We start from the raw sequence: 26,683 nt of genomic DNA, 5'->3' as shown, positions 1-26,683 counted from the left end.
CCCCATGGCTCCACCGCGACGCGCTGCGCTTCGTCCGTGGACTGCGCCGGCACGGCCCGGTGACGAAGATCTACATCGGCCCCCGCCCCGTCCACGTCCTCAACTCCGGCGAACTGATCCGCGAGCTGCTGACCGTACGGGCCCGGTCCTTCGACAAGGGCGCGATGTTCGACGCCCTGCGGGTGCCGCTCGGCGACGGGCTGATCACCGCCGCGGGCGAGCGCCACCTCCGCCACCGCCGCATGATGCAGCCCGCCTTCCACCACGACCGGATCGCCCGCTACGCCCGCGTCATGACCGAACGCTCCCGGGCCCGCTCCGCCGCCTGGGAGCCGGGCACCACACGCGATCTGATGCCGGACATCCACCGCCTGACCCTCGACATCCTGCTCGGCACCCTTTTCGCGCACCCCCAGGACCCCGGCCTGCGGCCCGCCGTCAAGGACTGGCTGGCCGTCAAATACCACTCGATGCGCCTCGCGCTCTCCCCGCTGCACGCCTGGGCGGAACACGTCCCGCTGCTACGGGGCTGGCGGCCCCCGGACCCCGGACCGCTGCGCCGCCTGGTGGCCGTCCAGCGGCGGATCGTCGAGACCTACCGCGCCGACGGCCGGGACCGCGGTGATCTGCTCTCGATGCTGCTGCTCGCCGACGGACCGGACGGCGCCCTCACGGACGCCGAGGTGACCGACGAGCTGATCACCCTCTTCCTCGCGGGCACCGGCACGGTCAGCGCTGCCCTGGCCTGGGCCCTGTACGAGATCTCCCGCCGCCCCGCGGTCCAGCGGCGCCTCCACGACGAACTCGACACCGTCCTCGCCGGACGGCCTCCCCGCTTCGAGGACCTGCCCGCCCTGCTCCACACCCGGCAGATCCTGACCGAGACGCTGCGGCTGCACCCGCCGTCGTGGCTGCTGATGCGCCGCGCGGTACGGCCGGTCCGGCTGGGCGGCGTACGGCTCGAGCCGGGGGAGGAGGTCTTCTTCAGCCCGTATGCCCTGCACCGTGATCCGCACCTGTACGAGGACCCCGAGCGCTTCGACCCCGGGCGCTGGCCGCCGCGCGACGGCGCCGCGAGGACACCGCGGCACGCCTACCTCCCCTTCGGCGCGGGCAGCCGCCTGTGCATCGGGGAGGACTTCGCCTGGACCGAACTGACCCTGGCACTCGCCGTGTTCACCGCCCATCGCCGCATCGCACCGGCCGATGACGCGCCCGTGCGGCCGCTGGTCGGCACCGTCCTCCGCCCGGAACGCCTCCCGCTCACCGGCCACCCCCGCAGCCCGTCCTGACCCCCTCCCTCCGCCTCGCCAGGAGCCATACATGCCACACATGTCAGTGCCTGAACAGCCGTCGGGCAGCGGAGCCCGGCCCGGTCGGCTGAGCGGCCGGGTCGCCCTGGTGACCGGCGGTGCCTCCGGGATCGGCGCGGCGTGCGCGGGACGGCTGGCGGAGGAGGGCGCCGTGGTGGTGGTCGCCGATCTCGACGAGAACGGCGCGGCCGGGGTGGCCGAAGAGATCACCAAAGCGGGCGGCGCCGCCCTGCCCCGCCGGATCGACGTGACCGACCCGGACAGCGTCGCCCGCGTCGTCCCGGAGGCGGCCGCTCTGCCCGGCGGCCTGCGGATCGCGGTCAACAGCGCCGGGATCAACGGCCGCCTCGCCCCGCTCGCCGAACTCGCGCCCGCCGACTTCGACGCCGTGACGAGAGTGAACCTCCACGGCGTCTTCCACGCGATGCGCTGCCAGCTTCCCGCGATGGCGGTCAGTGGCGGTGTCATCGTCAACATCGCCTCCATAGCGGCGCATTCGGGCTTCCGCGGCCATGCCGCCTACGCCGCCGCCAAGCAGGGCGTCCTCGCCCTGACCCGCACTGTGGCCCGCGAGTACGCCGGACAGGGCGTACGGGTCCTGTCGGTGTCACCGGGCCTCGTCGACACCCCCATGGCCGCCGCTCTCCCGCCCGGCGCGGCCGACGGCCTCCTCGCCTCCGTCCCCCTGCGGCGCCCCGCCGGGCCGGCCGAGGTCGCCGCGCTCGTGGCGTTCCTGGTGTCCGACGACGCCTCGTATCTGACGGGCAGTGACCATGTGATCGACGGCGGGTACCTGGCCAAGTGACGGATCCTGCCCGCGGGCCGGGGAACCGGGGAAGGGGCCTCCGGGCGGCGGGCCGTAGGGCGAAAGTCCCAGGCGAAGATCCGTACAGCGGCGGTGCCGGGCACCGGCCGGCGGCTGGGAGGGTGGCGATCCTCCGATATCCGCCGGAACCGACCTCGGGAGACCGCCTTGGAGCCCTCGTCCAGTCGTCACATGGCCGCCCCCGACATGCCCGACATGGCGGGGTCCCTGAGGCTGATGGAGGAGGCCTTCGGGTTCTTCCATTCCGCCGCGCTGCGGACCGCCGCGTCGCTCCGGCTCGCCGACCGGCTCGCCGACGGGCCGCGCACCGTCGCCGACCTCGCCGCGGACACCGGTACCGACGGCGCGGCACTGCACCGGCTGCTGCGGCTCCTGGCGTCGCGCGGCGTCTTCCAGGAGGTCCAGGAGGTCCAGGAGGTCCAAGAGGGCGACGCCGACGCGTTCGGGCTGACGCCCGCCGCGTACGCCTTGCGCACCGACGTCCCGGGCTCGCTGCACAGCGCGGTGCTCCTGCTCACCGACGACATGTTCACGTGTTCCTCGGCCGACCTCACCGAGACCGTCCGCACCGGGGAATCTGCCTTCCCCAGGGTCTTCGGCACCCCCTTCTTCCAGCACCTCGAAGCCGACAGCGCGGCCCGGGAGGTCTTCGACGCCGGAATGGCGGCCTTCTCCGGCCGGCTCGACGACGTGGTCGCGGCCGCGTACCCGTTCCCGGACCGGGGCACGGTCGTGGACGTCGGCGGCGGACGGGGCGGGCTGCTCCGGTCCGTCCTGCTGCGCCACCCCGGCCTGTCGGGCGTTCTCTTCGACCGGGCGGCGGCGGTGCGCGAACCCCTGCTCGCCACGCGGGAGCTGACGGGACGCTGGCGGGCCGAGCCGGGGGACTTCTTCGCCGCCGTCCCGGAAGGTGACATCCACCTCCTCAAGCATGTCCTGCCCGACTGGAGCGACGAGGACTGCGTGCGCATCCTGCGTTCCTGCCGCCGGGCCCTCGCCCCGGGCGGCCGGGTCCTGGTGGTGGACGCCGTTCCGCCGCCGGGCAACGCCCCGCACCCGGGCAAGGACCTCGACCTCATGATGCTGACCGCCCTCGGCGGCAGCAGCCGCGGTCCCGCCGAGCTCGACGCCCTCTTCGCCCGCTCCGGACTGCGCCGCGTCCGCACCCTGCCCACGTCCGGCTTCGCCTCGATCGTCGAGGCGGCCGCGGACTGAGCGGGACGGGCGCGTGCCGCCGTGCGGCCCGGCGACGGAACCTGGGACCTGCTCGACCGCCTGGCCAAGGTCCGCCTGGCACCCGACGCCGGGTGCGCGGCCATGGTGGATGGAGCGGCCGCCGGGTCGCACCGTGGTCGCCGTGGAGGGCGGCACGGTCGTGGGTTCGGCGAAGATGGGGCCGAACCGGCCCGGTCGCGGCGCGCACATCGGCACGGCCTCGTTCCTGGTCGACCCCGCGTGTCAGGGCAAGGGCGTCGGGCGGGCGCTCGGCGAGTACGTCATCGACTGGAGCCGCGCGGAGGGCTTCCACGGGATCACGTTCAACGCGGTCGTGGAGACCAACGGCCCGGCGGTGCACCTGTGGAAGTCGCTGGGTTTCGAGGTGATCGGCACCGTGCCGGAGGCCTTCGACCACCCCGAGCACGGCCTGGTCGGACTGCACGTGATGTACCACCGCCTCTGACCGGCCGTTCCCGTTCCCGGGCCGGCGGCTCCTACCGGGCGATCCGCGGATGCCGCCGCCAGGTGCCGGTCGCGGCCTCCAGGGCGGCCGCCATCCGCAGCACCCCCAGATCGTCGCCCTGACGGCCGATGATCTGCAGCCCGGTGGGGAGTCCCTGGGGCGTGAAGCCGAACGGCACCGATACCGCCGGGAGACCGGCGAGCGTGACGCGCGAGCAGATGCGCATCCATTCCCGGTAGTGGGTCTGTTCCACTCCGGCCACGCGTTTCGGCCAGTGCTGATGCACGTCGAACGGCGGCAGTTGGGTGACCGGGGCGATCAGGAACCGGTACTCGGTCAGGAACGCGTACATCCGGTCGTACACCCGCGAGCGCAGCAGTTCCGCGCGGCCCAGGTCGTCGATCGTCAGACCGAGCCCCTGCTCGATCTCCCAGGTCGTCTCGTCGCCGAGGTCCTCGGGCCGCTCCTCGTGGAGCTGCTTGAACGCCTGCCGGTAGGAGGCGGCGCGCAGGACCGAGAACGACTCGTCGGCGCCGCTGAAGTCCGGCTCGCGCTCCTCGACCCGGCAGCCCAGGTCCTCGAGGACCCGCACAGCGGGCGCGAGCGTCCCGGTGATCAGCGGGTCGACGGGCAGCCCGCCGAGCGTGGTGGACCAGGCGACCCGGGTCCAGGCCGCACCGTCCTCCAGCGGCTGGGCGAAGTCGACGGCGGGCGCGTTGAGCGCGGCGCGGTGGTCCGGGCGGGCGACGGCCTGCATCTGCAACGCGACGTCGCCGACCGTCCGTGCCATCACGCCGCTGGTCGCGAGTGTGAAGTGGGTCTGCGGCGACGGCCACGCGGGCACCCGCCCTATAGACGGCCGGAACCCGACGACATTGCAGAACGAGGCCGGATTGCGCAGCGACCCGGCCATGTCGGAGCCGTCGGCGATCGGCGCCATGAGACAGGCCAGCGCCACGGCCGCTCCACCACTGGAACCACCGCACGTCACCGTGGTGTCGTACGGATTCCTGGTGACCCCGAACACCCGGTTGTACGTCTGCGAACCCGTGCCGAATTCGGGAGTGTTGGTCTTGCCCATGGTCACCGCCCCGGCGTCGATCAGGCGCTGTACCACCAGGGCGTTGGTGGCGGGCACGTCGTCCCGGAAGATCGGCGACCCCTGGGTGGTGCGGATGCCCTTGGTCGCGGCGAGGTCCTTGTGCAGCACCGGCAGACCGTGCAGCGGTCCCAGCCGCAGCCCGCGGGCGATGGACGCGTCCGCCCGCGCCGCCAATTCCCGCGCGTGCTCCGGTACGAGGGTCACCACGGCGTTGACCTCCGGATTCACCCGCTCGATCTGATCGAGGTGGGCTTCCAGGACCTCCCTCGCGGAGACCTGACGGGTCACCATCAGGAGCACGAGCTCACGGGCCGTTCTGAAGATCAGGTCCTTGTCCGGCATGATGCCTCGTCCTCTCGCTGTCCACTGCCGCCCAAGGGAACACTCGGCGGCGGTGCTCGGCCAGTGCCTCTTCGTAGTGCCGGAGGAGCAGGTCGCCGACCGCCTCCCAGGTGCGGGCCAGCACTTTCGCGCGCCCGGCCGCGCCGTACGCGGCTCTTCGCGACGGGTCGGTGGCGAGTTCGGCCACGGCTCGGGTGATCGCGTCGCCGTTCTCGGGTGCGACCAGCAGACCGGTGCGGCGGTGGCCGACCAGGTCCAGGGGCCCGCCGACGGCCGGTGCGACGACCGGCAGGCCGCTGGCCATCGCCTCCTGGACGGTCTGGCAGAAGGTCTCCAGCGGCCCGGTGTGCACGAACAGGTCCAACGAGGCGTAACAACGGGCCAGTTCCACATCGACGCGGCGCCCCAGGAAGACGGCGTCCGGCATGGCGGCCCGCAGCGCCGCCGAACTGGGTCCGTCACCGATCACCACCACCCGCACACCCGGCAGCCTGCTCGCCCCGGCGAGCAGGGCGACCCGCTTCTCGGGGGCGAGTCTGCCCACGTAGCCGACCAGTACCTCACCCGCCGGCGCGAGGCCGCGGCGCAGCGCCTCGTCACGGTGGCCGGGATGGAACCGTACGGAGTCCACTCCCCGCGGCCAGAGCGCGACCCGCGGCACCCCGTGGGCGGTCAGGTCCCGGGCGGCGGGAGTGGACGGGGCGAGCGTACGGACCGCGGCGCGGTGCACCGTTCTGAGCCGGCGCCAGGCGGCCGCTCCGCCCAGTCGACGGCCCAGCCGGTACACCCGGGTGTACCCGGCGACGTCGGTCTGGTAGACCGCGACCGCGGGCAGCCCGAGCCGGCCGGCCACCCGCATGCCCCGGGCACCGAGGACGAACGGGCTGGCCAGGTGGACGATGTCGGGGCGGTGGCCGGTGATCGCCGCGGCCAGCAGCCGGCTGGGCAGGGCGATCCGCACCTGCGGGTACCCGGGCAACGGGACCGACGGGATGCGCACCACGGAGAGCGGTGGCCCGGCCGGGGCGAAGGAACGCGGGGCACGGCGGTTCCCCCGGTCCGGGGCCGGGGTGATGACCAGGGGGCGGTGGCCGCGGCGGACCAGGTGCTCGGCGGTGCGCAGCACGCTGTGGGCGACGCCGTTGACTTCGGGAGGGAAGGATTCGGTGATGATCGCGATGCGCATGTCGGCGTGGTTTCCGTCTTCGATCCCGGGCGGTTGTCAGGGGATGGCGCTGGGGATGCATAGCCCGCATGGCATCAGGTATGCCGGGCGCGTCATACGAAGGTGTGTACGGAATCGAACGCCGCTCGTCACTCTTCCCGCCCCGAGGAGCGTGAGGGACCTGTTCATCTGGTGGGCGCCGCCCCCGTCGGCCAGGCCGCACCGCCGTTCCGGCGGCCGCCGTTCCTGCCCGGAAGGAGCGTGACCGTGCGCATCGCGCAGTTGGCGAACTTCTACGGCCCGCGCAGCGGAGGTCTGCGTACCGCCCTGCACCACCTCGGGGCCGGCTACACCGCGCAGGGGCACGAGGTCGTGCTCGTGGTCCCCGGGCCCTCGTACGCCGACGAGACGCTGTCCTCGGGGGTGCGCCGGATCACCTTGCCCGCACCGGGCATCCCGGGGAGCGGCGGCTACCGGGTGGCCGCTCCCTGGCGGGTACGGGCCCTGCTGGAAAGGCTGCGCCCGGACCACATCGAGGTGTCCGACCGGACGACATTACGCGGCATGGGACGTTGGGCCCGGCGCAATCTGGTGTCGAGCGCGATGGTCTCCCACGAGCGGCTGGACCGGTCCCTCGGACGGTTCCTCCCGCCGCCCGTGGCGGCGACCCGTGTCGCGAACTGGGCGAACCGGAGGACGGCCGCCAGTTTCGACACGGTGGTCTGCACGACGGCATTCGCCTGCGAGGAGTTCCACCGGATCGGCGCCGCGAACGTACGGCAGGTTCCGCTCGGGGTCGATCTCACCACGTTCACCCCGGTACGGCGTGACCCGCTGCTGCGCCGTGAACTGGCCGACGGCGCCGACGCCCTGCTCGTGTGCTGCGGACGGCTCTCGGCGGAGAAGCATGTCGAACGCAGCGTGGACGCGGTGGCCGGACTGCAGGCGGCCGGACACCGGGTCCGGCTCGTCATCGCGGGGGACGGGCCGCGGCGGAAGGCACTGGAGCGCCGGGCCGCGGGGCTGCCGGTCGTCTTCCTCGGCTTCCTGCACTCCAGGGCCGAGCTGGCCACCCTGCTCGCGACGGCGGACGTGTCCCTGGCGCCCGGGCCGCACGAGACCTTCGGGCTGGCCGCCTTGGAGTCGCTGGCCTCGGGCACCCCGGTGGTGGCGTCGGCGTCCTCGGCCGTGCGGGAGATCGTGGGGCCCGGTTGCGGTGCGACCGTGGCCGACCGCGCTTCGGCCTACGTCGAGGCGGTCGACGGCGTGCTCACCTCCCCCGAACCGGAACGGCGGGCCGCGGCCCGGGCCAGGGCCGAGCACTTTCCCTGGCGGACGGCGGTCGCGGGCATGCTGGCCGGTCTGGACGACGACCGGACACCGTGACGCGGGAGCACTCCACAACCGTCCCGGGGACGCGGCCGGGCCGGTCGGCGGGTCAGAGGGCGTCGAGGGCCTGGGCGAGGTCGGCGACGAGGTCGTCGGCGTCCTCCAGACCGACGGACAGACGGATCATGCTGTCGGTGATGCCCCGCCTGGCGCGCTCGGCCGGGGTCAGACCGTGGTGGGTGGTGGTGACCGGCTGGGTGACGAGGCTCTCCACCCCGCCGAGGCTGGGGGCGATGGTGAACAGCCGCAACCGGTCGACGAACGCGACGGTCTGCTCGGCGGTGGCGTCGAGGACGGCGCTCAGCACACCGCCGCCCCCACGCATCTGCGCGTCGACGATCCGCTTGGCCTCCCCGGTGGCCAGGCCCGGGTAGTTGACCCGGGCCACGCGGGGATGGGTGGAGAGGAAGGAGGCGACGGCGGCGGCGGTGGCGTTCTGCGCGCGTACGCGCACGGGCAGGGAACGGAGGGAACGGGCGAGCAGGGCGGCGGTCTCGGGGGCGATCGTCTGGCCGAGGTTCCTGCGCCACATGGCGACGGGGGCGAGCAGGCTGGCGGGTCCGGTCAGGACACCGGCGGTCAGGTCGGAGTGGCCGCCCAGGTACTTGGTGGCCGAGTGGACGACCAGGTCCGCGCCGTGCCGGAGCGGGTTCTGGTTCACGGGGGTGGCGAAGGTGTTGTCCACGACCGACAGCGCCCCCGCCGCGCGGGCCCGCGCGGCGACGGCGGCGATGTCGAGGACGGCCAGAGCGGGGTTGGAGGGGGTCTCGAAGAAGACGATCCGCGTACGGTCCGTCAGCACCTCGGGCAGCCGGGCGGTTTCGTCGGGACGCAGGAAGGTGGTGGTGATGCCGACCTGCGGCAGATTGGTGCTCAGCAACTCGAAGGTGCCGCCGTAGACGTCACCGACGCACACGATGTGCTCCCCGGCCCGCGTATGGCCCAGGAACGTCGCGGCCTCGGCGGCCATCCCGGAGGAGAACGCCAGCGCCTGCTCGCCGCCCTCCAGGTCGGCGAGCTTGGCCTCCAGGGAGCGGATGGTCGGGTTGAAGCCGTACCGGGTGTAGAGATTGCCGGGCGCGCGGCCCTCGACGACGTCGAGAAGGTCGGCGGTGGAGCCGAAGGCGAACGTGGAGTGCGTGTACAGCGGGGTGTGAACGGCTCCCTCGGAATCGCGCTGCTCGCCGGCGTGCACGCAACGGGTGGACAGTCCCTGCTCGGTGGGGTCGCTCATGCGTCTCCTGCCTTTCCCTCTTCCCAGGGAACGTGATGCCCGTTCGCCGCGCGGGCATGCGACAGGGGGAGCGCGGCCCGGCCCGAGGGCGCGCTCCGCATCGCGGTGCCGTCTTCCCACACCCGGGCACGTCTCCGAGAATTCCTGGTAGTTGCGTCGTGCACGTCGCGCGGAAGACGCGGAAGACGCAGGCGACGACGACCGGTTCGGATGCCCCCGTCATCTCCCGAAGCGAAGGAGCAGACCTTTCATGCGGTGGAGTCCCGCGGTTCTCACGGCCGAACACGTCCGCAGCGCCGATCCGTCGGCCGACACCGCCGTGTTCCTGCACGGGCTGGGCGGATGGACCCACAACTGGGCCCGCCTGATCGACCTCGTACGGACCTCGGTGCACTGCCTGGCCCTCGACCTCCCGGGCTTCGGGAGATCGGCACCCCCGCCCGACGGCGACATCACCGTCGAGCGCCAGGCCGCGGCCGTGGCCGGCCACCTCGACCGGACCGGGCACCGCCGCGTGCACCTGGTCGGCAACTCCCTGGGCGGTCTGATCGCACTCCATATCGGCGCGCAACGGCCCGAGCTCGTACGCACGTTGACGCTGATCTCGCCCGTGCTCCCGGCCCTCCCGTCGGCGCGGGCCCTCCGGGTGGCCCTCCTCGGGCTGCCGGGCGTCCCCCGCCTCCACACCCGGCTGCTGGGCACCCAGAGCCCCGACCGCCAACTGGACGATCTCTATCGCCTGATCTACGCGAACCCCGCCCTCGTCGGTGCCGAACAGCGGGCGGTCGAGGCACGCGAGCGCCGTCGCAGGGCGGAGCTGTCCTACGCGCAGGAGATGCTGGCCGGGGGAGTGCGCGCGGTGGTCCGCGCGTTCCTCCGGCAGGGCGAGGCGTCGGCGTGGCGCCAGGCCCGCCGGATCGCCGTCCCCACCCTGCTCGTCTACGGACGTGACGACCGCCTCGTCCCCTTCCGCACGGCACAGCGCGCCTACGCGGCCTTCCGTGATGCCCGCCTCCTCACCCTGCCCGGCGTCGGCCACGTCGCCATGCAGGAGCAGCCGGTCGCCGTGGCCGTGGCGCTCCGCGCGCTGATCACCGAAACGGGCAACCGCGGACTGCCGCCGAGCCGAGGCCGGTGCGTCGGGCTGCTGCGCGGTTAGGGCGTTCCCGGGCGTTGCGGCCCGCGTGGACCCGCGCAGTCACCGAATTCCCCTTGATAGTCGGATACTTGTTCTGTCGACGACATGGACGCGGCAGTGTGTGACGAGGGGGATCAGCCATGGGGGACCGGGTTTCGGTACTGGTCGTGGGCGCCGGACTGGCAGGCCTGTCCAGCGCGTTGTTCCTGGCGCAGCGGGGAGTGGACGTGCTGCTGGTGGAGCGGCGCTCCGGGACGTCGCCCTTCCCGCGGGCAGTGGGGCAGAACCAGCGCACGATGGAGTTGCTGGGGTACGGCGGGGTCGCCGACGCGGTGCGGGCGTGTGCGCCGGAGGTGACCGGGTTCAGAGTCAGGATCGCGGCGGGCATCCGGGGCCCGGCCTTCCAGGAGTCCGTCTACGACGACATCGTCGCCGACGCGGATGTGCTGTCCCCGGCCTCATGGGGCATGGCCGGCCAGGACAAGGTGGAGCCCGTGCTGCGTCGGCGCGCCGCGGGACTCGGTGCCGAACTGCGTTTCGACACCGAGCTGGTGTCGTTCGCACAGGACGGGGCCGGGGTGACCGCTGTGCTGCGCGAACGTGGCGGCGAGGCGACGGCCCGGGTACGCGCCGACTACCTCGTCGCGGCGGACGGCGGGCGCAGCGCGGTGCGGGAAGCGCTCGGTGTCGGACGGCACGGTCCGGGCCGCCTCTCGCACAACATCAGCGTGATCTTCGACGCCGATCTCGGCGACCTGGTCGATCACGAGCGGCCCACGCTGCACCTGATCCGCAATGAGCGGGTCGCGGGCGTGTTCGCCACCGTCGATCCCGCCGTCGGGCGGTACCTGTTCAGCACGGCGTACGAGCCGGGCGACGGTGATTCCTCCGAGGACTTCACCGACGACCGGTGCACCGAGCTGATCCGGCTGATCACCGAGCTGATCCGGCTGATCACCGAGCTGCCCGGCCTCGCCGTACGGATCAGGGCCGTGCAGCCGTGGGAGATGGCGGCCGCGGTGGCGGACCGGTTCCGGGTGGGGCGTGTGCTGCTGGCCGGTGACGCGGCCAAGGTCACCCCACCGATCGGCGGGTTCGGCGGCAACACCGCGATCGGCGACGCCTACGACCTGGCGTGGAAACTCGCGGCGGTCCTCGACGCCTCGGCCGGCCCCGGGCTGCTCGACAGCTACGACGCCGAACGGCGCTCGATCGCCGACCGGGTCGTCGCCGAGTCGCTACGGCTGCAGGCCAGCCGCGGGTTCGCGCCGGGCGGGGAAGAGACGGAGAAGGTGTCCGAGCAGCAGAAGGCGGTCGAACTCACGCTCGGCTTCCGCTACCGCTCGGCCGCGGTGCTCACCGAGGACGACGACCCCGCCGACGCGGAGGACCCGTTCCGCCCGACCGGACGGCCCGGGTTCCGCGCACCGCACGTGTGGCTGCGCCGAGGCGACGGCACCGTGTCCACGGTGGAGTTCTTCGGGCGCGACTTCGTGCTCCTGACCGGAGCGGACGGCGGGCTCTGGGCCGAAGCGGCCCAGGAGGCCGCCGAGCGCCTCGGCGTCACCGTGCGGACGCACACGCTCGGCGGGGAGCCGGCCGACACCGTCGGCACGGCCCTTGCCCGGTACGGGATCGGCGCCTCCGGGGCGAGCCTGGTCCGGCCGGACGGGGTCGTCGCCTGGCGCACCACGGACGCACCGGACGATCCGGCGCGGGCCCTGTCGGACGCCCTCACGGAGGTGCTGGCGAGGTAGTGGTCGCGTCTCCGTATTTCCGCATTTCCGCTGCCGGGGCATATCCCGGCAGCGGAGTCGGGCTTCGGGTTCGGGGATCCCCCTGCCGTGCGGCTTGTCAGTCTCGTGGGCCGATCTCGCGCACGACCTTGTAGGTCGGAATCCCGCTCATGCGGGGTTCGGCTCGGCCGGAGAGCCCTTCCAACGCCTGCTGAATGGCAGCCATGCGGCCTTCGGTGTCGGACGTCTCGACGAAGTTGCGGTAGTCGGCTTCGCTCTCCCAGTGCACGATGTTGTACACGCGGGTGCCGTCCGTGCTCACATGGAATCGGGCCGAGCGGAAGCCGGGGTAGAAATTCACCCATCGGGTCTGGAGCTCGGCGAAGGCGTTCACGAGCTCGGCCTGCGTCTCAGGGCCGTCGACGGTGTAGTCGATGATCGAGTAGAAGCCGTTGTCGGTGTTCATGCCGGTGTTCATGCCGGTTCTCCTGCTGTCGGTGGAGGACGACGAGTGGTTCGTGATCATGAGTCTGAAACCTCGACATGACTTGAGGTCAAGCATGATCTGTGCCACACGCCGCGCGCTGTGCCCGAGCAGCGGCAGTACCTGATCCCGTACCGCCGGGGCCGGCGGAGCGACCTCTTAAAGAACTCTTAGCGGGCTCTGGGATACATGGTCGCCATGAACTTCAGGGCCGGTCATCGCCGGGATCATCCGCAGGATGCCTCGCCCTGCCCCCAGGCACCAGCACGACCCGGAGTACACAGATGACACGCCCCCATACCGACGTCGACGTCCCCCGTGGCGAGGGCCGCCGTCCCCGTGCCAAGAAGCGCTGGATCCCCGTCGTGGCCGTGACCGCCGTGCTCGGGCTGGCCGCGTGGCCGGTGCTCGATTACGCCGGGGTGTTCTCCGACAAGGGCGATCCCATCAGCTTCGGCCAGGACGGCAAGCCGGGCGGGACGGGCACCGGCAGGACGTCCATGCCGACGGGGCCGGAGGCGAAGTTCACCGTCGCGGGCACGGTGCCGGAGGACGGCAGCAAGATCGCGGTCACCGAATACATAGGCAAGAAGTCCGGGTTCAAGGGCAAGGTGTGGGTCTGGGTCCCGCCGCAGTACAAGGACCCGAAGTACGCGAAGAGCGGGTTCCCCGTGATGATCGCCCTGCCCGGTGGCGCCGGGTACCCGAACAACTACTGGATGGGCACCGACCTCAAGCTCGAGGCGAGCATCTCCAAGTGGTCGCAGGAGGGCAAGAGCCTGCCGTTCATCGTGGTCATGCCGGTGCTCAACCCCGAAAACCACGACACGGACCCCAAGGACCCCAAGGCGGGTCAGTACTGGGACGGCAGCGACATCCCAGGCCAGCCGAAGATGGGCACCTGGCTGACCGAGGACGTTCCCGACCTGGTCAAGGAGAACTTCCGCACGATCGACTCCCGCGACGGCTGGGCCTTCATGGGCTCCTCCACCGGCGGCTTCGCGGGCCTGAAATCCGTGCTGCAGAAGCCGGACAGGTTCAAGGCCGTCATCGCCTCGGGGCCGGACATCGTCCCGGACTCCCGTCTGTGGGCCGGCCACGACAAGGAGAAGGCGGCCAACAACCCGAAGGTGCTCGCCCCCGAGCTGATCCGGGCAGGACAGCCGGACGTCTACCTCGCCTTCCAGGTCGGCACCAAGGAGACCTCGGCGATGCCTCCGGTCGAGGACTTCGTCAAGCGCTACTCCAAGGGCCCGGTCCACACCAAGCTCAGCGTCATCGAGGGCGGCAGCCACAACGCGAAGACGTACGTGCCGAACATGGAGACGGGCGGCCTCATTCAATGGATCAGCGAGCACATGCAGGGGCCTGTGCCGTCCTCCTGAGCCGGGGCGCCGTTCACCTCATCGCGTCGGCCGCCTCCAGCCAGTCGTCCACCGGGCCGAGCGTGACGAGGCCGCTGCCGGCGCCCGCGAGCTGGCCCGCGGCGGGCCGAAGGCGGGCCTGGGCCTGCCGCAGCGCGGGGCGGTCGCCGAGCGCCAGGGCGGCCGCGGCCTGCAGGCAGCACAGTGCCTCGTACAGCAGGTCCGCGGGCGGCTCCGGCAGGGCACGCAGGGCCTCCTGGGCGTCGGCGCGACGACCGCCGCGCAGCAGGACGAAGGGCTCGGCCCAGGGACGGTACGGACCCCAGTCCGCACCCGGATCGACATGCTCCGTCGCGGACGGTCCGCCTTTCGTGAGACCCCTTTCCGTAAGGCCGCCTTCCGTAAGACGCAGGCACAGCAGTGCCAGGGGCAGCAGACCGTCCCGCAGGCCGGGCATGCCCGAGCCCTCCAGCCCCGTGGCAGCGGCCCGATAGGCGGCCTCGGCCCGCGCGAACCGCCCCGCGGCGGCCAGCCGCAGGGCGCCGTACCACTGGGTGAACACGCCCACCAGCGGCAGTTCGTGGCGCGCGGCCAGGCACTCCGCCGCGGCCGCGTGCTCGTCCGCCGCCGGGAAGTCGCCGAGAGCGCAGCGGGCCTGGAGCCGGATCAGGTGACCGAGCACCTCGAAGGTCACCAGTCCGTGCCCCGCGGCCAGGGCGACCAGCTCCTCGCCGATGGCGTCGCGGCGCGCCGCCAGGCCCGCGCGGGTGCACGACTGCATGAACGTCCCGTTGAGGGCGAACGCGAGCAGCGCCGGATCGTCCAGGCGGCGGGCGATCTCCTCGGCGTGGCGCGCGGCCTGCGGTCCGCGCGGCGAGCGGGTGCCGCGCGTTTCCAGCGCGACGGTGGCCAGCAGGCGGCACCGCGCCGCGTCGTACGACGCCGCGCCCGGCAGGACGGCCAGGGTGCGCTCGGCGGCGGCCACGATCCGCTGCGCCTGCCGCGGGTCGTCGCAGCGGGTCCAGATCGCGGGGACGTCGTAGGCGCCGATCACCCGGGCAGTCAGGCCCGGGTCGCCGAACTCCTCCGCCGCGGTGATCGCCGCCGTCCGGTGTTCCCGCGCCGCCTGGAGACCGCCGCCGCCGGTCACCGCGAGGTTCCGGAGCAGCCCGACCGTCGACTCCAGCCGGGCCCGGGCACCGGCGGCGACGGTGCGGTCGTAGGCCTCGGCCGCCTCCGCCCACACCCGGGCCGCCGTGGCCGCGGGGGCGGACCGCGGGTCGAGCCGCGGGTCGTGGGTGAGGATGTCCGCCTCCAGCCGACGCAGCCGCGGGCCCGGATCGAGGCCGAGCCGGTCGGCCAGCATGGTGCGGGCCCGGCGCAGTACGGCGAGCGCCTCCTGCTGGCGGCCGGTGCGGTACAGGGCCAGCGCCAGCAGCCGCCAGGCGTCCTCGCGCCAGGGGTGCTCGGCCAGGTGGGCGTCCAGGTCGGGTACCGCCGCGTCGGCCGCGCCCAGCGCCAGCCGGGTCTCCGCCAGTTGCTCCACCGCCTGCAGCCGCAGTTCGGCCAGCCGGGAACGCTCACCGCGGGCCCAGTCCTCGTCGGCGAAGTCGGCGTAGGCCGGGCCGCGCCAGAGCTCCAGCGCCTCCCGCAGCCGTTCCAGCGCCCGGGCGGGCGGCAGCGCGGCGGCGGAGCCGACCGCCGCTTCGAGGCGCCAGGCGTCCACGGCGTCCGGTGACGCGTGCAGCGCGTACCCCGGCCCCTCCGTGACCAGCAGCCTCGCCGGTGCGCGGGGCGGCCGGTCCGGTTCCAGGGCGCGGCGCAGGTCGGCGACGAAGGTCCGCACGGCGCCGGTCGCGCCGCGCGGGGGCTCGTCCCACAGGTCCTCGATCAGGCGGGGGAGGGGCACCACACGGCGGCGGGCCACGATCAGCCGTGCGAGCACGGCCCGGTGCCGCGGGCCCTTCAACGCCAGCGCGCCGCCACCGCTGCCCCAGGCCACCACCGGCCCGAGCACCCCGAACGTGACCTGTTCCATTCCCTCACCCGCGTGGATCTCCATCGGCCTCCACGGTACGTGCTGACCGGATGCTGATCGGCGGGCGGCAGCCTTGGCGGTGTCCCCGCCGGCCGGCGGGCGTCACCCCGAACGCAGGAGAGCGGCTCACCATGGCACCGACCATTCCCGGCTTCGACTACCGGCGCGTCCCCGTCGCCGACGGCGTCGCCCTCAATGTGGCCGTCGGCGGCTCGGGCAGCCCGATCGTGCTGCTGCACGGCTTCCCGCAGACCCATCTGATGTGGCGGCACGTCGCCGCCGACCTCGCGGCCGACCACACTGTCATCTGCCCCGACCTGCGCGGCTACGGCGCGAGCGACAAGCCCGCGGAGGGCACGCACGGTACCGCGTACGCCAAGCGGACCATGGCCGCCGACGTCGTCGGCCTGGCCCGTGCCCTCGGCCACGAGCGGTTCGCGCTGGCGGGCCACGACCGGGGCTCCCTGGTCGCCTTCCGCGCCGGTCTCGACCATCCGCGGGCGATCAGCCACCTGGCCTGTCTGGACACCCTGCCGACTCTGGACATGTGGCAGGTGATGCATGGCACCGGCGCCGCCGTCGGCTTCCACCTCTATCTGATGGCCCAGCCCCCGGGTCTGCCCGAGCAGATGATCGCCGCCACCGCGGATGCCTTCTTCGGCCACTTCCTCGACGCGTGGGCCCGGGATCCCGAGGCGATCCCGGCCGGTATCCGTGCCGCCTACCTGGATGCCTGCCGTGACGCGGTGCCCTCCATCGTGGCCGACTACCGTGCCTCCGCCACCGTCGACGTGGCACACGATCAGGCCGACCGGGACGCCGGCAGCCTGCTGCGGATGCCGGTCACCGTCCTCCAGCAGGACTGGGGCGCCGCCCTCGGCTTCGACGCCGCCGCCCTCTGGCGCGCCTGGGCACCTGACCTCCGCCACACCACCGTGACCTGCGGCCACTTCATGGCGGAAGAGGCCCCCGCCCAGGTCGCGGCCGAGCTCCGCGACCTCCTGAGCCGCTGAGCGGCCGAGCCGCCGAGCCGCTGGCCGGTCACCGGCGGCTCGGCCACGGCCTCCGGCCAGTGCATCCCCGGCACCGGGATGGGGCAGGCCGCATCCCGGTGCCACTCGCGCCTTTCCGGTTACAGGGTGGAGCTCAGGCGGTCCATGAGCAGCCGGCTGAAGCGGGCCGGGTCGGGAAGGTCGCCGCCCTCGGCGAGCAGCGCGCTGCCGTACACCAGCTCGGCGATCTCCGGGAGCGCCGGGTCGTCGGCGTTCGCCTCGTGCGCCGAGCGCAGGGCGGTGACGAGCGGGTGCGCGGGGTTGAGTTCGAGGATGCGCTTGACCGAGGGGATCTGCTGTCCCATCGCCCGGTACATCTTCTCCAGAGTCGGCGTCATGTCGTGGGCGTCACCGACGAGGCAGGCCGCCGACGTCGTCAGCCGCGACGACAGCCGGACCTCCTTCACACGGTCGGACAGAGCCGTCGTCAGCCACGGCAGCAGGGCGCCGAAGTCCTGCTCGCGCCTGGCCTTCCCGGCCTCGTCCTGCTCGTCGCCGTCGGCCGGCTCGTCGAGGTCGACCTGGCCCTTGGCGATGGACTGGAACCGGTGGCCGTCGAAGGCCGGGATGCGCTCGGCCCAGACCTCGTCGACCGGGTCGGTGAGGATCAGGACCTCGTACCCCTTGGCGGCGAAGGCCTCCATGTGCGGCGAGTTCTCCACCGTCGCACGGGTCTCGCCGGTCAGGTAGTAGATCGCGTCCTGGCCGTCCTTCATGCGCCCGACGTACTCGCGCAGGGTGGTCGTCTTCTCGGCGTCGTGCGTGGACGCGGCCGACACCAGCTCCAGCAGCGTCTCGGCGTTGTCGGGATCCTCCAGAAGGCCTTCCTTGAGGACCGTGCCGAACTGGCCCCACAGCCTCGTGTAGCCCTCGGCGTTCTTGGCCTGCATGTCCTTGACCGCGCGGAGGACCTTCTTCACCAGATGGCGGCGCACGCCGCGGATCTGGCGGTCGTGCTGCAGGATCTCGCGGGAGATGTTCAGCGACAGGTCGTGGGCGTCCACGACGCCCTTGACGAAGCGCAGGTAGTTCGGCATCAGCGCTTCGCAGTCGTCCATGATGAACACGCGCTTGACGTACAGCTGCACACCGCGCCTGGTCTCCTGGGAGAACAGGTCGAACGGCGCCTGCGCGGGGATGAACAGCAGCGCCTCGTACTCGAAGTTGCCCTCGGCGCGCATGTGGATGGTCTCGGCCGGGGCGAGCCGGTCGTGGCTGATCTGCTGGTAGAACTCGCTGTACTCGGCCTCGGACACCTCGCTGCGCGGCCGGGCCCACAGCGCCTTCATCGAGTTGAGGGTGTCCGTGCCCTCGACGGGCGCGCCGTCGGTGCCGTCGGCGGCGGGGGTGCGCTCGGTGGCCATCCGGATCGGCCAGCGGATGAAGTCCGAGTACTGCTTCACGATCTGGCGGATCTTCCACTCGGCCAGGTAGTCGGCCAGCCCGTCCTCGGTGTCGGCGGGCCTGAGGTGGAGCGTGACCGAGGTGCCGGCCGGCAGGCCGTCCACGGCCTGGATGTCGTACGTCCCCTCGCCGTCGGACTCCCACAGCGTGCCCTCGTCGGTGCCGGCCCGGCGGGTGCGCAGGGTGACCTTGTCGGCGACCATGAACGCCGAGTAGAAGCCGACGCCGAACTGTCCGATCAGGTTCTGCGCCGCGGCGGCGTCCTTGGCCTCCTTGATCTTCTCCAGCAGGCGCCCGGTCCCGGACTTGGCGATGGTCCCGATCAGCTCCACCACCTCCTCCCGGGTCATGCCGATGCCGTTGTCCCGCACCGTCAGGGTGCGGGCCTCCTTGTCGGCCTCGAGGGTGATGTGCGGGTCGGAGGCGTCCGCCGCGAGATCGGAGTCGATCAGCGACTCCAGGCGGAGCTTGTCCAGAGCGTCGGAGGCGTTGGATATCAGCTCGCGGAGGAAAATGTCCTTGTTCGAGTAGATCGAGTGGATGACCAGCTGGAGCAACTGGCGGGTCTCGGCCTGGAATTCCAGCGTTTCGACACTGCTGGCCACGGAGGTGTCTCCTTCAGAATCAGAAGTGAAAGGTGATGCATGGATAAAGCGCCGGGGCCGGGCGGTCTGCCCTCGGCATCGGTGTGCCGAGGGCAGACCGGTCGGCGGACGATGGCGGGCGCGGCCGCACACGGTGCGTCAGGCCCGCACCGGCCACGGGTGTTCGGCTCGGTCGTCGGTCTCTCCTCGTGGTCGTCGCGCTCCCCAGCAGTGAAGGTATAACTTCCAGCCGTCGCAGTGTTCAAACGGGGGCGCGGAAGCGGACGACAGGCGGATGCGGGATTTTCGAAGACGAAACAATCGGAGGAGGCCCAGGAAAGGAAAGGGGGAGCGGTCCCCTGTGCGCGGCCCCGTTCGCCTTCACCGCCGAGCAAGAGGGACGAGGGAATACGGGCCGAGGCAAGGGAATTGCTTAGCATGAGGCCATGCCGACCAGCCCTGCCCAGGACCGTCCCGTACGCGCCCACCTCACCACCCCCGACGGCCGACGCCTCTCCTGGCTCGACTTCGGGCCGGACAACGGCCGGCCTCTGCTCGCGTTGCACGGGCACCTCGGGGAAGGCGCCGAGTTCGCGGGACTGTCCGGGGCTTTGAGGGCCGACGGGTGGCGGGTGGTCGCGCCCGATCAGCGGGGGCACGGCGACTCCGACCGGGCGGAGCGGTACGACCGGGACGGATATCTCGACGACCTCCGCCACCTCCTCGCCCACCTGGGCCTCGACCACCGCCCCCTGCCGGTCCTCGGGCACTCCCTCGGCGCCGTCAACGCCTACCACCTGGCCGCGGACCGGCCCGGTGCCGTGAGCGCGCTGATCAATGTCGACGGGCCCGCGTATCTGCCCGTCGTGGACCCCGTCCCGTTGTCCTTCCTGCTCGATCTGCCGTACACCGCCCCCACCCGCGAGGAACTCCTCGCCGCCTGCGGCCCCCTGGCACCCCTGGTGCGGAACGGACTGCGGCCGTACCACGACGGCTGGCGGCTCGGCTGCCATCCCGCGGACACGGTCGACTCGGACACCCGCCTCCTCGGCGACCACTGGCACCGATGGCTGGCCTCCGACTGCCCCGCGCTGCTCCTGCACGGCACCGCCAGTGCCGTCCTGCCCACTGCGCAGGCCCACGAGATGGCCTCCCGGCGTCCCGGCACCACCCTGGTCACACTGGATTCCGACCACTGGGTCCATCTGCGGAGGCCGGCGGAGTCGGCGGCCGCGATCCGCCGGTTCCTGGGCACGGGTACGGCCGCCGACATCCTGGAACCCTCCGATCGCCGCCCTTAGCGGAGGCCGCCTGCCAGCCGGGTGCGGAGGAGGGCGAGCAGAGCGGCCCGCGCCTGGTCGGGGTGGCAGAAGTAGTGGTCGCCGTCGAACACCTCCAGGCGGAAGGTTCCCGCCGTGAGGTCCTGCCAGGCGCTCATGCCTTCCTCGGTGACGAGAGGGTCCCGGCGGCCGTGCAGCGCGGTGACCGGCACGGCGAGCGGTGCCTCCGCCGTCGGCCGGGCGTAGCCGTGGACGATGCGCAGGTCCGCGCAGCCGACCGGGTCCATGACACCGAGCAGTTGCTCGCCGGCCCCCTCGCCGAGGTGCTCCCGCATCGCGTGCCGCAGGCGCTCCGGCTGTCCGTCGAACACGTCGAGCAGTTCCGCGGCGGACGGCAGACCGGCAAGGCCGAGGGCACGGTAGGTCGCCACCACTCCGGCCGCCAGCGGGTTGGGGCCGAGCGAGGGCGAGGTGCAGGCGGCGACGAAGAGGTGCCGCAACGGGGCGCCGCGAACCGTGCCGAACTCGTGGGCGGGCCGGTGGGCGAGCAGGGCGCCCATGCTGTGCCCGAAGAACGCGAAGGGCCGGTCGGTGTACGGGGCCAGCGCCTCGGCGAGGAGCCCGACGGCTTCCTCGCAGTCCTCCAGCGGCCGTTCACGCCAGCGGTTCTCCCGGCCCGGCAACTGCACCGGGCAGACATCGACGTCGACGGGCAGTGCCTCCGCCCAGGCGCGGAAGACGGAGGCGCCTCCGCCCGCCGTACGGCAGGCAGAACACCCGCACGCGCGCGGTCGCGGTGAGCCGGTGATGCCGCAGCCAGTGGGCCGGGTCGCGGGAGACCGGAGCGGAGTGCCGTTCGTCGGCGGGCTCCGGGGACGCAGACTCCGCAGTCGGCATCCCGGGCCCGGGGGCGACCTCGCCGGTCGTGCGGAAGGCGGGCGATCCGGCCAGGACAGCGGAGAGTTCGGCCACGGTGGGGCCGCCTACGAGAACGTCCAGCAGTACGTCCGTGCCGAGATCTGCCGACAGCGTCCGGCGCAGTTCCAGAGCGGCGAGCGAGTTCAGGCCGAGGTCGGTGATCGAGTGCTCGCGGATCGCCTCCGCCTCCGCGGTGACGAGGCCGGTCAGCACGTCCGTCAGGAACGCGGCGAGGAGGCCCGGCCGCAGCTCCGGCCGGGCATCGCGGATTCCGCGCACCAGGTCGGGACGGCGAGGCCCGGCCGTGGCCAGGGTGCCCGCCGTCGGCCGGGGAGACGTCACGTGGGTGAGCGGGTCCGAAGGCGATGAGGCGGACCACGGCGTCCTCGCACTCGGCGAGCAGGCGCCCGTCCTCGCCGAAGAGCCGGTAACCACCGGCGAGATGGCCTTCGTCCACCTGGCCGGTCAGGGTGAAATGCGCCCACAGCGGGCCGTCGCCGACGGAGTTGTCGAGAGAGAACCGGCCCAGCGACGAGGTGATGAACAACGCGTCGGCCGGGAGCCGTTCACCCGCGGCGAGCACGTACAACTGGGCACAGGCGTCCAGCACCCCGGGCCGCCCTCGCCGACAGGGCGCAGCCGGGCCAGGACCTCTCCGTCGCCCGACCACGCCTCCTCGACACACATGACGGAGTCGCCCCGCACCACACCGCGCCCGCACAGGTCGCGGTAGAAACCGGTGCTGTCGGTGTGGACGGGCAAGCAGCGAGCGCAGCGCCCGGCGCGCGTCGTCGTCCAGTTTGGGGCGGGCACCGGCGGGCCGGGGCTGGATGTCCCCGTGGACGTGCCGCTGCCAGCGGCTCCGCCCCTCGACGAGACTGTGCACGGAGAACGGCCGCCAGCCGCCGGCCCCGTCGCCCTCGTCGCCGACGACGACCTGGACCGTACGGCTCTTCCCCGGCCTCGGCAAGCCTCAGGGCCTGGGGGAACGCCACACCACGCAGCTCGTACGACGGCGCCCCGAACAGGTCGCGCGCCGCGTCCGTGAGCATGGCGTGGTAGTGGCCCAGGTGCAGGACACTACCCGTGTCGGCCGCCTCGGGCAGCAGCCGCCGGCTGAGGACGGTCTCGAACTGACGGCTGGGCAGCGGGGACGGCACGGGCCTGAGCGCGGTCGGCCGGGCGGTCCCGGCAGGCGACGACCGGACAGCCGACGGCCGGACAGCCGACCCGTCCCGTCCCCGCGTGGCGGCGCGGAAGCTGTCGGCTCGGGGCACCGGCGGGGCGTGCCGGGTGCGTTGGAAGGGGTACGTGGGCAGCGCGAGCCGGGACGGACGGCCGTCGTCGTGCACCCCGGCCCAGTCGACGGCGGCCCCGGCCCTGTACGCCGCGGCGAGACCGTCCAGGAGCCGCGGCCACAGTGCCCGGCCGCTCAAGGCGCTCCTGCTGACCGCGCTGAGCATGACCGCGGTCCTCGGCGCGATGGTCTTCATCTTCCAGGACGGGCATCTGCAGGGCCTGGTCGGCGCGTTCACCCCGGTGGGCACCACCGACCTCATGATGCCGATCCTGGTGATCGCCATCGCCTTCGGGCTCTCCATGGACTACGAGGTGTTCCTGCTGTCCGCGTTCCGCGAGGAGTACGCCGCCTCGGCCGACAACTCCGCCGCCATCGAGGCCGCGGTCCGCCGCACCGCACCCCTGATCACCTCGGCCGCGGCCCTGATCGTCGTGGTCTTCCTCGGCCAGGCGTCCTCACCGATCGTCCCGCTGAAGACCGTCGGCGTCGGCATGGTCGTCACCATCCTGCTCGACGTGACCGTGATCCGCATCCTGCTGGCCCCCGCCCTCATGCACCTGGCCGGCCGCGCCAACTGGTGGGCCCCCGCACCGCTGGCGCGCCTGCACACCCGCTACGGATTCACGGAGTCCTGAGGCGACGGCGCCGTGGGCTCGGGACCCCCTCCGCCGAGGAAGGTCTCGGCCACCGCGCAGTGCACCGCGATCCCCGCGGCCATCGCCTCCTCGTCGTGGATCACACGGTCGGAGTGGTTGTCGGGAACCGTCCCGGGCGTCCGGCCCGCCGGACACGCCCCCAGGGACGCGATCGCTCCGGGGACGCGCTGCAGGACGTACGCGAAGTCCTCGCCCCCCATGTTGGGGGCGGGCTGCTCGTGGACGGCGGACGGGCCGAGGACGCCGGAGACGGCGCGGCACACGAGGGCGGTGAAGTCCGGGTCGTTGCGGGCCGGGGGATAGCCCTCCGGGAGTTCGGCCTCCGCCGTCGCACCGTGGGCGGCGGCGACACCGTGGGCCACGCGGGCGATGCCCTCGCGCACGGCGCGCCGGGTGGTCTCCGAGAAAGTGCGGTAGGTGCCGGTCAGTTCGGCGGTCTCCGGAATCACGTTGAACGCCTGCCCCGCCGTGAGCGTGGTGATCGTCAGGACGGCGGGGTCGACGACATCGACGGTCCGCGTGATCATGGTCTGCAGGGCCTGCACGATCTCGCAGGCCACCGGGACGGGGTCGAGCAGCCGGTGCGGTGCGGCGGCATGGCCGGTTCTGCCGCGCACGGTGATCCGCAGCATGTCGGCGGCGGCGTACTGCGTGCCCGCGCGCAGATGGACCGTGCCCAGCTCGTGGCGCGTGTTGACGTGGAGGGCGAAGGCACCCGCCACGGGCGGCGCCCCGTCCGGTCCCGACAGGACGCCTTCCTCGATCATCCGGGAGGCGCCGCCGCCGAGTTCCTCCCCGGGCTGGAACATGAACACCACGCGCCCGGCCAGCCGCTGCCTGCGGGCCGCGAGCAGTCGGGCCGCGCCGACGAGCATGGCGGTGTGCATGTCGTGGCCGCACGCGTGCATGACGCCGGGAGCGCCGGAAGCGAAGGGGAGCCCGCTGTTCTCCTGCTGGGGCAGCGCGTCCATGTCGGCGCGCAGCAGCAGGGTCCGCCCGGGACGGGCCCCTTCCAGGACGGCCGCGACGGAGCTCAGCGCTCTGCCGACGGTCACCGTCATGCCCAGGCCGTCGATCGCCCCGAGCACCGCACGCTGGGTACGGGGAAGGCGGAGGCCCACTTCCGGCTCGCGATGGATCCGCCGCCGCAGGGCCACGACATCCGGCAGCAGTTCCCGGGCCTCTCGCAGCAGTTCGGGTTCCGGGGGCTCGGTGACGGTACGCACGGTACGCACGGGACGACCCCTTTCCGTTGACGTGTGCCGCAATGGTCTCGTCCGGGCGGCGACGTCGGGCAGAGGAAAGCGTAAGTCGGCCGGGCCGGTTCCGGTCCGACCGACAGCCCCGCGCCGCCGGACCCGGGGCTGTCGGTCGCCCGCCGGGCGCTGTCGGCGTTCTGCTGGTGCTTTGTCAGTGCTCTGTCGGTGCGGTCGGACAGTCTTGGACGTACGGAAGTCCTACAGACCGTTCAGACCGTTGAGGAGCCCGCAGTGTCCGCATTCACGCAAGCGAAGAGCCCGAAGGACATCAGCGTCCTGATCTCCGGTGCCAGCATCGGCGGCCCCACCCTCGCCTACTGGCTGGACCGGTACGGATTCAAGGTCACGGTGGTGGAGCGGGCCGCCGGCCTGCGGCCGGGCGGGCAGGCGATCGACGTCCGGGGCCCGGCGCTGGAGGTGGCCGAGCGCATGGGCGTGCTGGACGAGCTGCGCCGTCAGAGCACCGCCCTGCGCGGGATGTCGTTCGTCGACGGCGACGGCAAGGAGCTGTACAGGACCACCGAGCACACCGCCAGCGGAGGAATGATCGACAGCCCCGACGTCGAGATTCTCCGCGACGACCTGGCCCGGATTCTGTTCACCGCGGGCGGCAGCGGGATCGAGTACCTCTTCGACGACTCCATCGCCACACTCGAGCAGGACGACAACGAGGTACGGGTGGTGTTCGACAGTGGCACGGAACGCGCCTTCGACCTGGTCGTCGGGGCCGACGGCGTCCACTCCACCACACGGCGGCTCGTCTTCGGCCCCGAGGAGCACCACCTGCGGCACCTGGGCAGCTACCTGGGCGTGTGGTCGGTGCCCAACCACCTCGGCTTGGACCACTGGGAAGTGATCCACCACATGCCGGGCGACGACGTCTGGGGCGCGATGATGATGAGCGTCCGGGACAACACCGAGGCCCGTGTCTTCGTCGGCATCGAGTCGGACCAGCCGCCCGCGCGGTTCCTCCCCCGCGACACCATGGAGCAGAAGCGCCTGGTGGCCCACGCGTACCGGGATGCCGGCTGGGAACTGCCGCGGCTGCTGAACGAGATGTGGGACGCCCCCGACTTCCACCTCGACTCGGTGGCGCAGATCCACATGGACACCTGGTCCCGCGGCCGGGTCGTGCTCCTCGGTGACGCGGGGTACTGTGCCTCGCCCTCCTCCGGTATGGGCACCACCATGGCCATGGCCGCCGCGTACATCCTGGCGGGCGAGCTCCGGGACGCGGCCGGTGATCACAGCACCGCGTTCGCCGCGTACGAGCGGCGGTTGCGCGATTTCGTGGCCGCCTGCCAGGAAGTCGCCCTGGTCTCCCGGGCCCGTATGCGGGAACAGCGTGCCGCCACGACAGACGTGAGCGAGCTGCCCGCCAGGCACGAGGACAGCGCGTACGCGGAGTTCTTCCGGAAGCTCGGCGCCTTCCGGCTCGATGGCTAGGACGTGGGCGGGCCGCCCGGGCGGCCGTTCCCGCCCGGGGACTCGAAGGCGAGCAGCCGGATCTCCTCGGCTATGAGATCCGGGTCGGTGACGGGCACGTAGTGGCCGGACCGGGGGGCGATCACGTGCTTGCCGTGCGCGGCCCCGGCCGCGGAACGGGCATGGGCGGCGTTGACGGTCCGGCGGGTGGCCTCGTTCATGCCGCCGCCCTTGAGCGCGCCGGAGATGATCGTGACGGGGACGTCGCCCAGTTCGGGCGGGGTGCCGCGGAACGCGGAGAGCTCGTCGAGGTAGGTACGGGCCTGGGCGCGCTGGGTCCTGACCACTCCGACGGTCAGCCCGTCCCGCAGGACGTCGCGGCGCGCGTCCTCCGGCAGCGGCTTGGCCAGCGACCCGTAGACGACGCCGAGCAGCCGCAGCCGGGCCAGCAGGAGGCTGACCGCGAGGACCGCGCGCTCCGCCCGGCGGAACAGGGGGCTGAACAGGAGGTCCGCGCCCTCGTCGGTCGGGTCCACCAGCACCAGGCCGCGGATCCGGTCCGGGCGTCCGGCCGCGGCGAGGCGTACCAGCGGGCCGCCCGCGCTGTGCCCGACGAGGACGTACGGACCGGGCCCGAAGTGGTCGAGCAGATCCTGCAGGTCGTCCGCCATGCGGCGCATCGTGCGGGAGGCCGGGTCGGCGGGGCTGAGTCCGAGCCCCGCGCGGTCGTAGACGACGGCCCGCGCCCAGGCGCCCACGGCGGGCTGCACCAGTGCCCAGGAGGACCGGGTGGCCGCGGCGCCCGCTTCGAAGACGACGGTCGGTATGTCCGATCCGGTGCCGGTGCCGGTGTCGTCACCCGGCCCCGGCAGCACCATGGCGTGCAGCCTGCGCCCGTCGCGCGTCGGCACCCATTCCGTACGTCCCTGAACGTGCCCTTCGGTGCTGCTGGTTGAGGACATGCGCTGCTCGCCTCTCCGTCGTGCGATCGCC

22 protein-coding genes and 1 pseudogene are annotated in these 26,683 nt (G+C 72.7%); 12 read left to right on the top strand and 11 right to left on the bottom strand.

The features are described 5' to 3' along the window. The 4 genes from K6I34_RS01220 to K6I34_RS01205 form a co-directional block, all read left to right on the top strand. The coding region (locus K6I34_RS01220; RefSeq protein WP_229322100.1) for a cytochrome P450 at positions 1 to 1,292 on the top strand (1,292 nt) is incomplete at its 5' end. Between the two features lie 109 nt (positions 1,293 to 1,401). Next, complete coding sequence (locus K6I34_RS01215) at positions 1,402 to 2,118, top strand: SDR family NAD(P)-dependent oxidoreductase (RefSeq protein ID WP_229322106.1); 717 nt, start codon at positions 1,402 to 1,404, stop codon at positions 2,116 to 2,118. A 192-nt stretch (positions 2,119 to 2,310) separates the two neighbouring features. Beyond that, positions 2,311 to 3,354, top strand: a complete 1,044-nt coding sequence (locus K6I34_RS01210) for a methyltransferase (protein ID WP_229322099.1) — start codon at positions 2,311 to 2,313, stop codon at positions 3,352 to 3,354. Positions 3,355 to 3,367: 13 nt separating this feature from the next. Beyond that, the gene (locus K6I34_RS01205; RefSeq protein WP_308293948.1) at positions 3,368 to 3,820 is read left to right on the top strand and encodes a GNAT family N-acetyltransferase; all 453 of its coding nucleotides are present in this window, start codon (positions 3,368 to 3,370) and stop codon (positions 3,818 to 3,820) included. Positions 3,821 to 3,851: 31 nt separating this feature from the next. Here K6I34_RS01205 and K6I34_RS01200 read toward each other — a convergent pair whose 3' ends face one another. Beyond that, entirely contained in the window at positions 3,852 to 5,264 is a 1,413-nt protein-coding gene (locus tag K6I34_RS01200; protein WP_229322098.1) for an amidase, read from the bottom strand. Continuing rightward, positions 5,227 to 6,450: a glycosyltransferase family 1 protein gene (locus tag K6I34_RS01195; protein WP_229322097.1), complete on the bottom strand. Its 1,224-nt coding sequence runs from the start codon at positions 6,448 to 6,450 to the stop codon at positions 5,227 to 5,229. The genes K6I34_RS01200 and K6I34_RS01195 overlap by 38 nt, the downstream gene beginning before the upstream one ends. A gap of 240 nt (positions 6,451 to 6,690) precedes the next feature. Here K6I34_RS01195 and K6I34_RS01190 point away from each other — a divergent pair, with 240 nt between their 5' ends. Continuing rightward, positions 6,691 to 7,815: a glycosyltransferase gene (locus tag K6I34_RS01190; RefSeq protein ID WP_229322096.1), complete on the top strand. Its 1,125-nt coding sequence runs from the start codon at positions 6,691 to 6,693 to the stop codon at positions 7,813 to 7,815. A 52-nt stretch (positions 7,816 to 7,867) separates the two neighbouring features. Here the strand turns inward: K6I34_RS01190 and K6I34_RS01185 are convergent, their stop codons facing one another. Beyond that, complete coding sequence (locus K6I34_RS01185; RefSeq protein WP_229322095.1) at positions 7,868 to 9,052, bottom strand: PLP-dependent aspartate aminotransferase family protein; 1,185 nt, start codon at positions 9,050 to 9,052, stop codon at positions 7,868 to 7,870. Positions 9,053 to 9,302: 250 nt separating this feature from the next. Here K6I34_RS01185 and K6I34_RS01180 point away from each other — a divergent pair, with 250 nt between their 5' ends. Then, the gene (locus tag K6I34_RS01180; RefSeq protein WP_229322094.1) at positions 9,303 to 10,211 is read left to right on the top strand and encodes an alpha/beta fold hydrolase; all 909 of its coding nucleotides are present in this window, start codon (positions 9,303 to 9,305) and stop codon (positions 10,209 to 10,211) included. A gap of 119 nt (positions 10,212 to 10,330) precedes the next feature. Then, entirely contained in the window at positions 10,331 to 11,947 is a 1,617-nt protein-coding gene (gene rdmE, locus K6I34_RS01175; protein ID WP_229322093.1) for an aklavinone 12-hydroxylase RdmE, read from the top strand. Between the two features lie 97 nt (positions 11,948 to 12,044). Here rdmE and K6I34_RS01170 read toward each other — a convergent pair whose 3' ends face one another. After that, positions 12,045 to 12,452, bottom strand: coding sequence for an antibiotic biosynthesis monooxygenase (locus tag K6I34_RS01170; RefSeq protein ID WP_229322092.1), 408 nt, complete (start codon positions 12,450 to 12,452; stop codon positions 12,045 to 12,047). Between the two features lie 242 nt (positions 12,453 to 12,694). On the opposite strand from K6I34_RS01170, the gene K6I34_RS01165 reads away from it, so the two are divergent. Continuing rightward, the gene (locus tag K6I34_RS01165; RefSeq protein WP_229322091.1) at positions 12,695 to 13,795 is read left to right on the top strand and encodes an esterase family protein; all 1,101 of its coding nucleotides are present in this window, start codon (positions 12,695 to 12,697) and stop codon (positions 13,793 to 13,795) included. Positions 13,796 to 13,808: 13 nt separating this feature from the next. Here K6I34_RS01165 and K6I34_RS01160 read toward each other — a convergent pair whose 3' ends face one another. After that, a complete protein-coding gene (locus tag K6I34_RS01160; protein ID WP_229322105.1) occupies positions 13,809 to 15,812 on the bottom strand; it encodes a BTAD domain-containing putative transcriptional regulator in 2,004 nt (667 codons plus the stop codon). A 131-nt stretch (positions 15,813 to 15,943) separates the two neighbouring features. Between K6I34_RS01160 and K6I34_RS01155 the strand changes: the two genes are divergently transcribed. Next, complete coding sequence (locus K6I34_RS01155) at positions 15,944 to 16,825, top strand: alpha/beta fold hydrolase (RefSeq protein WP_229322090.1); 882 nt, start codon at positions 15,944 to 15,946, stop codon at positions 16,823 to 16,825. A gap of 119 nt (positions 16,826 to 16,944) precedes the next feature. Here K6I34_RS01155 and htpG read toward each other — a convergent pair whose 3' ends face one another. Further along, positions 16,945 to 18,873 (bottom strand): molecular chaperone HtpG, encoded by a 1,929-nt coding sequence (gene htpG, locus K6I34_RS01150; protein WP_229322089.1) that lies wholly within the window; start codon positions 18,871 to 18,873, stop codon positions 16,945 to 16,947. A gap of 425 nt (positions 18,874 to 19,298) precedes the next feature. Here htpG and K6I34_RS01145 point away from each other — a divergent pair, with 425 nt between their 5' ends. After that, positions 19,299 to 20,153 (top strand): alpha/beta fold hydrolase, encoded by an 855-nt coding sequence (locus K6I34_RS01145; RefSeq protein WP_229322088.1) that lies wholly within the window; start codon positions 19,299 to 19,301, stop codon positions 20,151 to 20,153. Here the strand turns inward: K6I34_RS01145 and K6I34_RS01140 are convergent. The 3 genes and pseudogenes from K6I34_RS01140 to K6I34_RS38775 form a co-directional block, all read right to left on the bottom strand. After that, complete coding sequence (locus tag K6I34_RS01140) at positions 20,150 to 20,848, bottom strand: thioesterase II family protein (RefSeq protein ID WP_229322104.1); 699 nt, start codon at positions 20,846 to 20,848, stop codon at positions 20,150 to 20,152. The genes K6I34_RS01145 and K6I34_RS01140 overlap by 4 nt on opposite strands. Then, the gene (locus K6I34_RS37975) at positions 20,787 to 21,392 is read right to left on the bottom strand and encodes an acyl carrier protein (RefSeq protein ID WP_229322087.1); all 606 of its coding nucleotides are present in this window, start codon (positions 21,390 to 21,392) and stop codon (positions 20,787 to 20,789) included. The genes K6I34_RS01140 and K6I34_RS37975 overlap by 62 nt, the downstream gene beginning before the upstream one ends. Before the next feature lie 88 nt (positions 21,393 to 21,480). After that, positions 21,481 to 21,633: pseudogene (locus K6I34_RS38775) on the bottom strand (hypothetical protein); the annotation flags it as partial. 728 nt (positions 21,634 to 22,361) lie between these two features. Between K6I34_RS38775 and K6I34_RS01125 the strand changes: the two are divergent. Continuing rightward, positions 22,362 to 22,985 carry an MMPL family transporter gene (locus tag K6I34_RS01125; protein ID WP_229322085.1) on the top strand — a complete coding sequence of 208 codons (624 nt, stop codon included), beginning with the start codon at positions 22,362 to 22,364 and terminating at the stop codon, positions 22,983 to 22,985. Here K6I34_RS01125 and K6I34_RS01120 read toward each other — a convergent pair. Then, on the bottom strand, positions 22,964 to 24,241 hold the full coding sequence (locus K6I34_RS01120) for a M20 family metallopeptidase (protein WP_229322084.1): 1,278 nt from the start codon (positions 24,239 to 24,241) through the stop codon (positions 22,964 to 22,966). The genes K6I34_RS01125 and K6I34_RS01120 overlap by 22 nt on opposite strands. 255 nt (positions 24,242 to 24,496) lie before the next feature. Here K6I34_RS01120 and K6I34_RS01115 point away from each other — a divergent pair, with 255 nt between their 5' ends. Further along, entirely contained in the window at positions 24,497 to 25,711 is a 1,215-nt protein-coding gene (locus K6I34_RS01115) for an FAD-dependent monooxygenase (protein WP_229322083.1), read from the top strand. Here K6I34_RS01115 and K6I34_RS01110 read toward each other — a convergent pair. Beyond that, the gene (locus K6I34_RS01110) at positions 25,708 to 26,652 is read right to left on the bottom strand and encodes an alpha/beta fold hydrolase (RefSeq protein WP_229322082.1); all 945 of its coding nucleotides are present in this window, start codon (positions 26,650 to 26,652) and stop codon (positions 25,708 to 25,710) included. The genes K6I34_RS01115 and K6I34_RS01110 overlap by 4 nt on opposite strands. Positions 26,653 to 26,683: the final 31 nt, after the last annotated feature.

This window comes from Streptomyces sp. UNOC14_S4 (genome assembly GCF_020740835.1).
Lineage (GTDB): Bacteria > Actinomycetota > Actinomycetes > Streptomycetales > Streptomycetaceae > Streptomyces.
This window is presented reverse-complemented; position numbering and strand designations above follow the sequence as displayed.

Excerpts from the sequence above, each read along its gene's own strand:
- K6I34_RS01210 (WP_229322099.1), top strand. The coding sequence starts at position 2,311 with ATGGCCGCCCCCGACATGCCCGACATGGCGGGGTCCCTGAGGCTGATG.
- K6I34_RS01170 (WP_229322092.1), bottom strand. The coding sequence starts at position 12,452 with ATGATCACGAACCACTCGTCGTCCTCCACCGACAGCAGGAGAACCGGC.
- K6I34_RS01110 (WP_229322082.1), bottom strand. The coding sequence starts at position 26,652 with ATGTCCTCAACCAGCAGCACCGAAGGGCACGTTCAGGGACGTACGGAA.
- K6I34_RS01180 (WP_229322094.1), top strand. The coding sequence starts at position 9,303 with ATGCGGTGGAGTCCCGCGGTTCTCACGGCCGAACACGTCCGCAGCGCC.
- K6I34_RS01145 (WP_229322088.1), top strand. The coding sequence starts at position 19,299 with ATGCCGACCAGCCCTGCCCAGGACCGTCCCGTACGCGCCCACCTCACC.
- K6I34_RS01160 (WP_229322105.1), bottom strand. The coding sequence starts at position 15,812 with ATGGAACAGGTCACGTTCGGGGTGCTCGGGCCGGTGGTGGCCTGGGGC.
- K6I34_RS01200 (WP_229322098.1), bottom strand. The coding sequence starts at position 5,264 with ATGCCGGACAAGGACCTGATCTTCAGAACGGCCCGTGAGCTCGTGCTC.
- K6I34_RS01165 (WP_229322091.1), top strand. The coding sequence starts at position 12,695 with ATGACACGCCCCCATACCGACGTCGACGTCCCCCGTGGCGAGGGCCGC.
- K6I34_RS01185 (WP_229322095.1), bottom strand. The coding sequence starts at position 9,052 with ATGAGCGACCCCACCGAGCAGGGACTGTCCACCCGTTGCGTGCACGCC.
- K6I34_RS01155 (WP_229322090.1), top strand. The coding sequence starts at position 15,944 with ATGGCACCGACCATTCCCGGCTTCGACTACCGGCGCGTCCCCGTCGCC.
- rdmE (WP_229322093.1), top strand. The coding sequence starts at position 10,331 with ATGGGGGACCGGGTTTCGGTACTGGTCGTGGGCGCCGGACTGGCAGGC.
- K6I34_RS01195 (WP_229322097.1), bottom strand. The coding sequence starts at position 6,450 with ATGCGCATCGCGATCATCACCGAATCCTTCCCTCCCGAAGTCAACGGC.